At 62.6% G+C, this 11,978-nt stretch carries 7 protein-coding genes; 5 read left to right on the forward strand and 2 right to left on the reverse strand.

The features are described 5' to 3' along the window. Window positions 1-228: 228 nt before the first annotated feature. Window positions 229-1,533, reverse strand: a complete 1,305-nt coding sequence (gene urtA / locus NYQ88_RS07690; RefSeq protein ID WP_275654356.1) for an urea ABC transporter substrate-binding protein — start codon at window positions 1,531-1,533, stop codon at window positions 229-231. Window positions 1,534-1,765: 232 nt separating this feature from the next. Between urtA and NYQ88_RS07695 the strand changes: the two genes are divergently transcribed. From NYQ88_RS07695 to NYQ88_RS07705, 3 genes are all read left to right on the forward strand, one after another. Next, window positions 1,766-5,140: an ATP-binding protein gene (locus NYQ88_RS07695; RefSeq protein ID WP_275654869.1), complete on the forward strand. Its 3,375-nt coding sequence runs from the start codon at window positions 1,766-1,768 to the stop codon at window positions 5,138-5,140. Further along, complete coding sequence (locus NYQ88_RS07700) at window positions 5,127-6,035, forward strand: DNA-binding response regulator (RefSeq protein ID WP_275654357.1); 909 nt, start codon at window positions 5,127-5,129, stop codon at window positions 6,033-6,035. The genes NYQ88_RS07695 and NYQ88_RS07700 overlap by 14 nt, the downstream gene beginning before the upstream one ends. 357 nt (window positions 6,036-6,392) lie before the next feature. Beyond that, window positions 6,393-7,217, forward strand: coding sequence for a hypothetical protein (locus NYQ88_RS07705; RefSeq protein ID WP_275654358.1), 825 nt, complete (start codon window positions 6,393-6,395; stop codon window positions 7,215-7,217). A 187-nt stretch (window positions 7,218-7,404) separates the two neighbouring features. Here NYQ88_RS07705 and NYQ88_RS07710 read toward each other — a convergent pair whose 3' ends face one another. Further along, window positions 7,405-7,929 carry a superoxide dismutase family protein gene (locus NYQ88_RS07710; protein WP_275654359.1) on the reverse strand — a complete coding sequence of 175 codons (525 nt, stop codon included), beginning with the start codon at window positions 7,927-7,929 and terminating at the stop codon, window positions 7,405-7,407. Window positions 7,930-8,073: 144 nt separating this feature from the next. Here NYQ88_RS07710 and NYQ88_RS07715 point away from each other — a divergent pair, with 144 nt between their 5' ends. Next, window positions 8,074-10,242: an FdhF/YdeP family oxidoreductase gene (locus NYQ88_RS07715; protein ID WP_275654360.1), complete on the forward strand. Its 2,169-nt coding sequence runs from the start codon at window positions 8,074-8,076 to the stop codon at window positions 10,240-10,242. A gap of 102 nt (window positions 10,243-10,344) precedes the next feature. Further along, on the forward strand, window positions 10,345-11,931 hold the full coding sequence (locus tag NYQ88_RS07720; RefSeq protein WP_275654361.1) for a GGDEF domain-containing protein: 1,587 nt from the start codon (window positions 10,345-10,347) through the stop codon (window positions 11,929-11,931). Window positions 11,932-11,978: the final 47 nt, after the last annotated feature.

Consider the following 11,978-nt stretch of genomic DNA (forward strand, 5'->3'; position numbering starts at 1 on the left):
CCTGGAGGAGGGGGAGGGGTAGATCGAGTTTGGGGAGAGTTCCGTGGTCTTACCCGTCCCCCACCCTCATTCCTTCCCCACAAGGGGGAGGGAGGCGATGGGGCAGCGGGCGGTGGTTTGATCGCCGACTGTTGGTGGGAGAGTGCCGTGGTCGGCCCAGCGAGCCCCCACCCGGCCTCCCCCTGAAGGAGGGGGAGGGGTAGATCGCGTGTTTGGCGCGGGTGGTGGTTACTTGGAGGCGACGGCGGAGCCGCAGGTCTTGGTTTCGGTGTTGTAGTTGCCGCAGTTGATCGGGGCGGTCCAATCGGCTTCGAGCATGGCGCTTTCGGGCAGGAAGTCGGACCAGGCGTCGCCGGGGACGAGGTCTTCGGTTTCCCAGACCACGAAGAACTGGCCGTCGTCCTGGATTTCGCCGATCAGCACCGGCTTGGTGACGTGGTGGTTGGGGAGCATCTTAGCGATGCCGCCGGTGAGGTTCGGGGTTTCGAGGCCGACAATGCTGTCGATCACGGCGTCGGCCTCAGTGGAGCCCGCGGCCTCCACGGCCTTGACCCAGAGGTTGAAGCCGATGAGGTGGGCTTCCATCGGGTCGTTGGTGACGCGGTCGGTCGAGCCGATGAATTTCTGCCAATCAGCGATAAAGGCTTCGTTCTCGGGCGTCTCGACGGACATGAAGTAGTTCCAGGCCGCGAGATGGCCGACCAGCGGGGTGGTGTCGAAGCCGGAGAGTTCTTCTTCGCCGACGGAGAAGGCGACGACGGGAATGTCTTCGGCCTTGATGCCCTGGTTGCCCAGCTCACGATAGAACGGCACGTTGGCGTCGCCATTGATGGTCGAGACCACGGCGGTCTTCTTGCCGGTCGAGCCGAAGGCCTTGATGTCGGAAACGATGGTCTGCCAATCGGAGTGACCGAAGGGCGTGTAGTTGATCAGGATGTCTTCCTTGGCGACGCCCTTGTCGAGCAGGTACTGCTCAAGAATCTTGTTGGTCGTCTGCGGGTAGACATAGTCGGTGCCGGCCAGCACCCAGCGTTCCACGCCTTCTTCGTCGGCGAGGTAATCAACGGCCGGGATGGCCTGCTGGTTGGGCGAGGCGCCGGTGTAGAAGACGTTGCGCTGACTCTCTTCGCCTTCGTACTGGACGGGGTAGAAGAGCAGGGAATTGAGCTCTTCAAAGACCGGAAGCACGGACTTGCGGCAGACCGAGGTCCAGCAGCCGAAGACCGCGTCGACATCATCGACTTCGATCAGCTGGCGGGCGAGTTCGGCGGCGAGCGGCCAGTCTGAGGCAATGTCGACGACGACGGTTTCAAGCTGCTTGCCGAGCACGCCGCCCTTGGCGTTCTGCTGTTCGATCAGGAACAGCATGGTGTCCTTGAGCGTCGTTTCCGAGATCGCCATGGTGCCCGAAAGCGAGTGCAGGATGCCGACCTTGATGGTGTCGTCCTGCGCGATGGCCGGAACCATCGGCAGAGCAGTGCTGCCGGCGAGAGCGGCGGCGAGAAGAGCGCTGCGGGCGCTGAAAATGGTCATGTTAGTCCCCTGAAAGTTTGTTCCCCGATGACACCAAGGGAGGCGTCTCGGGAGGAGACTGGGGCGGATGCGCCTCAAAGCCCTATACGTCGATTGACGTAACCGCCGGGAACCCGCGGCGCGGGCAATCGCACCAAGCGCCCGAAAAACCGGGTGATTTGACGAAAAAGCGTGCTATGGATGCGCTGGTAATTTTTTGGGCAGAGAGTGTTTCTGTCTATTAACTGGGCGAATAATGGCGCGACAGCGGATCATTCCTATTCGGCGTGACTATAATCGCTGGGTCGCAAACCAGACTCTCGAGGACTATGCGCTGCGCTTTACCGCCAAATCGGCGCGGCGCTTTTCCAATGATCGCATCTCGCAAACGGCCATCGGGGCGATCTCGTTTCTGGCGCTGGAAGCCATCGGCGGGGCCATCACGCTCTCCTATGGGACGACCAATGCGCTGATCGCGATCGTCATTGCTTCGATTGCCATCTTGCTCGTGGGCGTGCCGATTGCGCGCTATGCGACGCGGCATGGGGTGGATGTGGACCTGCTGACGCGCGGGGCGAGCTTTGGCTATATCGGCTCGACCATCACCTCGCTGATCTACGCCAGTTTCACCTTCATCCTCTTTGCCATCGAAGCCTCGATCATGGCGAGCGCGCTGCAGCTGGCCTTCGGGTTGCCGCTGTGGATCGGCTATATTGTCTCGGCGCTGGCGGTGCTCCCGCTGGTGACGCACGGCATTGCCATGATCAGCCGGTTCCAGATCGTGACCCAGCCGATCTGGATCGTGCTCAACATCCTGCCCTTCATCTTCATCGCCTTCATGGACTGGGAAAAGTTCGACCTGTGGCGGGCCTTCGGCGGGCTGGGGCAGCAAGAGGGCGCGGCCGGCAGTTTTGCCCCGTTCGAGGTGGCCAAATTCGGCGCGGCGTCGGCGGTGATCCTGGCGCTGATGACCCAGATCGGCGAGCAGGTGGACTTTCTGCGGTTTCTGCCCGCCGAGGGCGCGCCGAAATGGCGGCAGAAGATCGGCATTTTCCTCGCCGGCGCAGGCTGGGTGATCGTCGGTGCACCAAAACTGATCGCCGGGTCGTTCCTTGCCGTGCTGGCATTGTCGGTGGGCGTGGCGCCGGAGCAAGCCGCCGAGCCGGGCTATATGTATGCGGTGGCCTTTGGCTACATGATCCCGAACGAGTTCATGGCGCTGATGCTGATGGCGGTCTTCGTCGTGGTGAGCCAGCTCAAGATCAATGTGATGAACGCCTATGCGGGGTCACTGGCCTGGTCGAACTTCTTCTCGCGGCTGACCCATAGCCATCCGGGCCGGGTCGTGTGGCTCTTGTTCAACGTGGCCATTGCGCTCCTGCTGATGGAGCTTGGGATCTACCGGCTGCTGGAAGAGACGCTGGGGATCTTCTCGATCGTCGCCATGGCCTGGCTTTGCTCGATCTCGGCCGATCTCTTCGTCAACAAGCCGCTGGGCTTGGCGCCGCCGGGGATCGAATTCAAGCGCGCTCATCTCTACGACATCAATCCGGTCGGGGTCGGCTCGATGCTGCTATCGGCGGTGATCGCGCTGGCGGCGCATTTCGGCGCTTTCGGAGAAATGGCGGCGGCGCTGGCGCCTTATATCGCGCTGGTGGTGTGCTTCGTGGCCTCGCCGGCAATCGCCTGGGCGACCAAGGGGAGGTATTATCTGGCGCGAAAGCCGCGGAAGAGCTGGGCGGCCAAGCCTTCGGTTACCTGCTCGATCTGCGAGCATCCGTTCGAGCCCGAGGACATGGCCTGGTGCCCGGCCTATGCGGCGCCGATCTGCTCGCTCTGCTGTTCGCTCGACGCGCGCTGCCACGATATGTGCAAGCCCCACGCGCATTTTCGGGCGCAGACCCATGCGGTAGCGGCGACGATCCTGCCGGCATCGGCGATTGAAAAACTGCAGACGCGGCTGGGGCGCTATGGCGTGTCCATGGGGATCGCCATGGGTATTCTCGCTGCGATCCTGGGGCTGATCTATTATTTTGCCATCGGGGCGGCGCCGGCGACGGCAGAAGTGGTGGGCGGGACGCTGCTGGTGGTGTTCTTCGTCTTCGCGGTGGCGGCGGGGATCATGACCTGGTTCCTGGTGCTGGCGCATGACAGCCGGCTGGTGGCGGAGGAGGAGAGCTCGCGCCAGAACACGCTGCTGCTCAAGGAAATCGACGCGCATGGGCGCACCGATGCAGAGCTGCAGCGGGCCATGGAAAAGGCAGAGGCGGCCAATCAGGCCAAGTCGCGCTATGTGGTGGGGCTCAGCCATGAATTGCGCACGCCGCTCAATGCGGTGATGGGCTATGCGCAGATCCTCGAACGCGACGAGGGCGTGCCGGAGAACCGGCGCGGCTCGGTGCAGGTGATCCGACGCAGTGCAGAGCATTTGTCGGGCCTGATCGACGGGCTGCTCGATATCTCGCGGATCGAGACGGGGCGGCTGCACGTCTATTCCAACGAGATCAACATCCACGACTTCCTCGACCAGATCGTCGACATGTTCCGGCTGCAGGCGCGGGCCAAGGGGCTGGAGTTTCGGCATGAGCGGGCAAAGTCGCTACCGCTCTATGTGAGGACGGATGAAAAGCGCCTGCGGCAGATCCTCGTTAACCTCTTGTCAAACGCGATAAAATTCACCAGCGCCGGACATGTCCGGTTTGAAGTTGGTTACCGGTTGCAGGTGGCGAGCTTTGTGGTCGAGGACAGTGGCAGCGGCATTCCCGCGGCGGAGCTGCCGCATGTTTTCGAGCCCTTTGTGCGCGGGGAGGCGGAGCATAACCGCTTCACGCCGGGTCTCGGGCTGGGGCTGACCATCACCAAGCTGCTCACCGAAACGCTGGGCGGGGAGATCAGCGTGTCGAGCACGGCCGGGGTGGGGACGCGGTTTCAGGCGCGGCTGATGCTGTCCAAGGTGGAGCGGCCCGCGGCGCATCTCTCGGCGGCGCGGGAGATTGTCGGCTACAAGGGCGCGCATCGCACAATTCTGGTGGTGGACGATAATCTCGATCATCGCGAACTCTTGCGGCAGATGCTGACGCCGCTGGGCTTTACCGTGCTGACAGCCGAGGATGGAGCGGCGTGTCTTGCGGTGCTCGATATCGTGCGGCCGGACCTCTATTTCCTCGATATCCGCATGCCGGGGATGAGCGGCTGGGAGCTGGCAGCGGCGTTGCGAAGCCGGGCGGTGGGCGCGCCTATTATCATGCTCTCGGCCAATGTGGGCGACGGGGCGGGCCCCGCGAGCCTTGATGCCGGGCATAGCGACAGCCTCGCCAAGCCGTTTGATCTCAACCAATTGCTGGACAAGATCGGGCGGCATCTCAAGCTCGAGTGGCGGTTTGCCGGGGAGAGGGCAGCGGGGGCTGCGGCGGACGCAGTCCTGCGCAATCCGGGGGCTGAGCATCTGCAGGAGCTGGCGAGCCTGGGGCAGATCGGCCATATCCGCGGCATCGAGGCGAAGCTGGCCGAGCTCGCGGCAGATCCGGCCAATGGGGCGCTGGTGGCGGCACTGCGAAAGCCGCTCGAGGCCTATGATTTTGAGGGGTATGCGGAAGTGCTGGAGGCAATTGGCCATGAGCCGGCTTGAGAGGGATCAGGACATCGTCCTTCTGGTCGATGACAGCCCGGAATCGCTGGGTTTTGTCACGGCGGCGCTGGAGACGGCGGGGGTAACGGTGCTGGTGGCGCGCAGTGGGGAGGCGGCGCTAGGCATTGCGCAGCGGGTGACGCCCGATGTGGTGCTGATGGACGCGGTGATGCCGGGGCTCGACGGGTTCGAAACCTGCCGCCAGCTCAAGGCCATGGCGACCCTGACCCATGTGCCGGTGATCTTCATGACCGGGCTGACCGAGACCGAGCATATCATCCATGCGCTCGAAAGCGGGGGCGTGGATTATCTCAGTAAGCCCATCAATGTCGATGAACTGCGGGCGCGGATCCGGGTGCATCTGGCCAATGCACGGCGGGCGCAGAGCGCGCGGATTGCGCTGGATGCAGCCGGACGGCATCTGGTGGCGTTCGATGAAGCCGGGGGCGTGATGTGGTCGACGCCGCAGGCCAATCGGCTGCTCGAGCGCTCGGGCATGGATGGGGCGGGGCAGGCGGAGATGGCGCAAAGGTTTGCGCTTTGGCTCAAGGGGAATCCCGGCCATGGCGGCGGGTTCGAGCTGTCGCTGCCCGAGGCGCCGCTGTTGCAGTTTTCATTCCTCGGGATTGTGGGGGGCGCGGAATATCTCTTCCGGCTGGCGGGAGCGCAGGCGGCGGGGCAGGAGGACGCGCTGCGGCAGCGTTTTGGGCTGACCAATCGCGAGAGCGAAGTGTTGCTGTGGATCGCGCGGGGCAAGTCGAACAAGGATATCGGCGATATTCTGGGGCTCAGCCCGCGCACGGTGAACAAGCATCTCGAGCAGGTCTACACCAAGCTGGGGGTCGAGAACCGGGCCTCGGCGGCGATCAAGGCGCTGCAGGTGCTGCCGACATAGCGCGACAGCTTGGCGCTATTGGGTGACAATATGGGGAACCCAACCGCTCCTCTGCCGTTGAACTGGCGAACTGCACATCAGCAGTACGGCTAGCGGCGAACCGATCTCCTCCCCGGATCGCCATCATGGTCGGCGGTGGCGCGAAGGCTGACGCTCCTTCGATGTGACCCCGATGGGGCGCGGAACCAAGGTTCCGCGCCTTCTTTATTTTGGGTGGATTCAGTATAGTTTTAACAAATCGGTTAATGCGGCTTAAACGCCGAATGTTATTGAATTTTTCGTGATAAAACTTTGGGGCGTAACTTCTGTTCTTCTTTGTAGCGACCAAAATCGCTCTGGTCCCAAAGGAGAAGAATCATGAAAATTTTTTCGAGAACGCTTCTGTCACTGGCCTTGCTTTCTGGTGTGTCGTTGCCGGCGCAGGCGCAGTCCCTGCTGGGTATTATCGGTGGTGAGGGCGAGAGTGCCCTGATTACTCTGGGTTCGGGGGACGCTTCCTCTTCCGGGCTGATCAATCTGGGCGTCGGAGGCGATAATCTTGTCGACCTCAATGTGGGCGGTTCCCAGCCTATTGCCGGGGCGACTGTCGGCGTGGGCGGCGGCAGCCTTGTCGATGCCAATGTCAATCTGCTCAACGGCGCGGCCAATGTCGACGCCACGGTCGGCGGTCCACGGCTGGTTGATGTCGATATCGGCATCGGCGGCGGTGGTAACGGTGGCGGCGGCGGCGGTGGCAACGGCGGCGGCGGAGGCGGTGGTGGAGACGGCGGCTCCGGTGGTGGCGGCGGCAACGGCGGCGGTGGCGGCAATGGCGGCGGCGGCAACGGTGGGGGTGGCGGCGGGCTGCCGATTGCCTCGACCAATTCCAGCGGCGGTGGCGGTGGATCGGCGGCCTGTGTCGGCACGCAGCCACGGCAGTTGGAACGCCTGATCCGCGACACGCGGATTGACGGGTCCTGGCAGCGGGCCAGCAATGTGGCCATCCAGCGGGTTGCCATCTGTCCGGAAGTCCAGACCTGGCTGGCATCGGCGCTGAGCAGCACCGGTCTGGGGCAGAACCTGCAGGCTGCGATCGGCAGCGATCCGCTGCTCAACGCCTCGATCAGTCGCTCGAGCTACAGCCCGTCGCGGGTGTTTGCGGTCAACCGCAGCGGCAACCAGTTGACGGTTTTCGTCTACTAATCTTCGGAAGAAGGTCGTGTGATGCGGCCTCTTTCTTTCCAGAGCACGCCTGGCGGCAAAGGGGCCGCCAGGCGTTTTTTATCTCACGGCGCTGATCGCCTGAATGGGAAAGGTGCATCAGCGGCCGGGCGCATCGGACCAACCGATTGAGGAAAAGCCCCGCCAATGTGGCGGGGCCTTTTTGTCGTCAGGGGGCAGGGGCGGCCTCGACCATGGCGCAGAGGACGCGGTCACCGGAATTGCCTGATGGGTCGGTCACCTGATCGTCGGCACTGGCATGGATAATGAGCGCGGTGCCGTCTTCGTCAAAGACATAACCCTCGTCCCCCTCGGTCAGGGAGATCGACGCGGACGTCACCTCGAACTCAGAGAGGCCATCGGCGCCGGCGGTGATATTGGGCAGGTCGCCGGCGTGGGGGCCGGCGTCATTTTCGAGGCCGTGCTGGTGGTCAGTCGGATTGAAGTGGTCGCCGGCGCTTTCAAACTTGGTCGCGGAATCGCAATTTCCGGTCGTGTGGAAGTGGATGCCGTGTTCACCTTCACTGAGGCCAGAGGCGGAGCCGGAGAGGGTGACCGATCCTTCGCCCTGCGTGAGGGTGACAGTGCCCGCCTCCGCGCCATCCTGATTGATGAAGGTGCCCATGGCTTCCTGGGCAAGGGTTGGGGTCGCAAGCAGCAGGCTGGCCAGCGAGATTCTGAGGAAAGTGCGCATGGTATAACTCCGTGTTGCAGTGGTAGCCCAACGACGGCGGTGCCGTGCCGTTCCGGAAAGTGAAGCATTTAGCTCCAGTGCTAACTTGCTTTGAGAAAGCTCTCCCGTGACAATGGCGCGAACAGTTTCGGGGAGCATGTGTTCGTGGCCGATACCAGCACAATTGTCGGGGGAGGCCCCAAGAAGGTGCTCTATACCCTGTCCACCATCACGCGGATGGGGGTGGGCAAGTCCGCCAAGGCCTTAACCTCGAAGAACGCCTGCAAGGCCTGTGCCTATGGCATGGGCGGCCAGCGCGGTGGCATGACCAATGAGCTCGATGAGTTTCCCTCGGTCTGCAACAAAAGCGTGCAGGCGCAATCGACCGATATCCAGCCGCCGATCCCGCATGAGATCTTCGAGCATACGATCGCCGACCTCAGTGAGCTGAGCGGCAAGGAAATGGAGCATCTGGGCCGCCTCGGGGTGCCGCTGTTCCGGCGCGCTGGCTCGGAGCGGTTCGAGCCCATCGGCTGGGAGGAAGCGCTAGACCATGCCGCAGGGCGGCTGGCCGAAACCGACCCCCAGCGGAGTTTCTTTTACTCCTCGGGTCGCTCGTCCAACGAGGCCGGATTTCTGTTCCAGCTGCTGGCGCGCGCCTGTGGCACCAATAACGTCAACAACTGCTCCTATTATTGCCATCAGGCGACGAGTGAAGGGCTGGCCACCACGATCGGCAAAGGCACGTCGACGGTCGAGCTCGAGGATCTGACGGGCACCGACCTGATCTTTGTGATCGGCGCCAATCCTTCGTCAAACCACCCGCGCTTCATTCATATGCTCAAGAACTGCCGCGAGCGGGGCGGGCAGGTGATTGTCATCAATCCTGCCAAGGAGCCGGGACTGGTGAAATTCGCCGTCCCGAAATCGCCGATGTCCATGCTCAAGGGCGGCAGTGAGATCGCCTCGGACTATCTGCAGCCGCGGATCGGTTCTGACATCGCCTTGTTCAAGGGGCTGGCCAAGGCAGTGCTCGAGCAGGGCAGCGAAGACCGGAACTTCATCGCCGCCCATGGCGCGGACTTCTCGGCGTTTCGGGAGGACCTCGATGGGCTTGGCTGGGACGAGATTACCGCGGCCTGCGGGCTTTCGCGCGACGAGATCAGCCGGGTCGCGGCTGCCTATGGACGGGCGCAGAACGCAGTTTTCGCCTGGGGCATGGGCATGACGCACCATGTCCATGGTGTCGCCAATGTGGAAGCCATCGCCAATCTGGCGCTGCTGCGCGGCATGATCGGGAAGCCTTATGCAGGGCTCTTGCCGCTGCGCGGGCACTCAAATGTGCAGGGGATCGGCACCATTGGCGTCAAGCCCGTGCTGGCGAGAGACGTGCTGGCCAAGATGGAAGCGGCGTTCGGGATAAAATTCCCCGAGGAGAAGGGGCTCGATACCATGGCCTGCCTCAAGCGGGCCGAGGCCGGGGAGGTCGATGCGGCCGTGATCATGGGCGGCAATCTCTGGGCGGCGACGCCGGACACGGCGTTTTCAACCCGGGCCATGGGGGCGATCGGGTTCAAGCTCTTTCTCACCACGACACTCAACCAGGGCCATGTGCATGGATTGGGCGATGGCGAGGTGATGATCCTGCCGGTGACGGCACGCGACGAGGAATGGGAGCCGACCACCCAGGAATCGATGTTCAACTTCGTACGCCTCTCGGATGGCGGCATTTGCCGGATCGACACCGTGCGACCGGAAAGCTGGATCCTGGGGCAGCTGGGAAAACGGGTGCTGGCGAATTCGCCCATCGATTTCGAGGCATTTGCCGAACACGCGAAAATCCGCGATGCGATCGCAGCGATCGTACCGGGAATGGAGGAGCTGGCCGATATCGACGTGGCCAAACGCGAATTCCATATCCGCAACCGCGTCATGCATGTGCCCGAGTTCGGAACGGTGGATGGACGGGCCCATTTCGTGGTCACGGATATTCCCAAGGTCGAGCCGGGCAAATTGATGCTGGCCTCGGTGCGCAGCGAGGGGCAGTTCAACTCGATCATCTATGAGGAAACGGACAGCTATCGCGGCAAAGCGGGACGCTATTCGATCTTCCTCAATGGCGAGGACATGGCCGAACGCGGGCTGGTCGAGGGACAGAAGGTTCGGGTGAACTCAGACGTCGGCAGGATGGAAGGGGTGGCGACGCTCTTTGACCTGCCGCGCGGCTCGGTGCTGGCCTATTATCCGGAAGCCAATGTGCTCGTCGGCACCGCGGTAGATCCCCGCAGCAAGACACCAGCCTTTAAATCGGTGCCGGTTACCGTGACAGCTTGAACAATATTAGCTCCTGTCGATTAATATTGATCGCAAGGAAGTGGTGTGGACTTTGCCTTTTGATTAGATGACGCGTTAAATCTCTCTTGAGGGGAGAGGCGAGTGACTTCTGGCAACGACACGATCCTTGTCAAACGAGCCATGGCCTGTTGGGAGAACGGGCGTATTGGCAAGTCCAGCGCCGGGCTGGTCGAAGCGCGGTCCATCCGCGATGAGGCTCTGCGGACTGGTGATCTGCGCGCCCTCGCCGAGGCCAATCGCTGCATAGGCTGGTTCTGTCTGCAGCTGGGCTATTGCGACGAGGGCCTGGCGGCCGCCCATGAGGCCCGCAATTTTTACGCCGGGCGGGACGATCACTGGAGGCATGCGCTGTCTCTTGCGGTCTATTCATGGCTGTTGGCTGAAGCCGGATTGAGCGACCTGGCCTTTGAAAGTGCCTCGGAAGCCGCCGTCATTGCGGCGCGAACCGACGACAAGGCGCTCAATGCCTTCGCCATGAACTGCAAGGCGGTGGCTCTGGTGATCTGTCACGAGATGACGCTGGCGCTGTCGGTGCTTGATGATGCCATGGCCCTTGCCGCTCAGTCAGGCGACGGCAGCACGGTGGCACTGACCCATATCAATCAAGGTTACGCCAAGCTGTTCCTCAGTGAGCAACTAGCAGGGACGGACCGCGAGGCGGCTGACAAGCTTCTCTGTGCGGCGGCGGCGGCCAGCCACAAGGGTGCTGACGCTGCCCGCGCAATCGGTGACCTCTGGAACCTGCGCGTCGCGCTGGCGAACGCGGCGGAAATGTACGCCGCCTGCGGTGAGCTGACGCTGTCACAGGTCTGCATCGAGGAATATGAGACGCTCGTGACCGAACTCGGTCCGCGCGAACGCGTCCATTACCTCTGCAGCAAGAGCGATATCCACGCCCATATGGGTGACTACCACAAGGTGATGGAGTTGATGCTGGAGGCTCGTGAAGTTGTGTTCACAGTCGCCAATCACGACGGAAAGATCAATACGCTCAAGCGCCTGGCGGATGTCAGCGCCAAGACGGGGAGTTACGAGGACGCCTATAATTATCACCGCGCCTATCATGACGCGGTCATGGCCGATCATGGCGAGACGTCGCGCCGCCGCGCCCATGCGCTTGATCGACAGCTGGAGAACGACAAGCTGAGGGAGAGAGCGGCGGCGCTCGAGATACAGGCGGGAGAGGATGGCCTGACCGGCATCCCCAACCGCCGCGCGTTCGACCAAGCTTTTGCCGGGCTGGCGCATCGCGAGGGCGTCGTTGGCATCCTCGATATCGACTATTTCAAGCAGGTCAATGACAGCTACTCCCACCTTGTGGGAGACAAGGTGCTGATCCGGATCGCCAATATCCTTCACCGGTTCGATCCCTCCCTGAGGGCCTTCCGCTTCGGCGGAGAGGAGTTTGGCCTCGTCTTCGACAGGCTTGGGCTCGAACATGCCGAGCCGATTTGCCAACGCCTCGTCGATACGATCCGCACCACTTCCTTTGCCGATCTCGCACCGGGCCTCAGCGTTACCGTCAGTATCGGGTTGGCGCATTCGGGCGTGCTTTCAGGCAGCCCGCTTCTCGCCGAGGCAGACCGCAGGCTTTACGTGGCCAAGAAAATGGGCCGCGACCGGGTCATCGCCGACGGGCGATCCTCCATTACCGTTGCCGCAGAGTGACATGGCGGAAGCCTTGAGCTGGTGGCCGGTGGCGATGGGCTGATCAC

The sequence above is a fragment of the Devosia sp. SD17-2 genome, assembly GCF_029201565.1.
Taxonomy (GTDB): domain Bacteria; phylum Pseudomonadota; class Alphaproteobacteria; order Rhizobiales; family Devosiaceae; genus Devosia.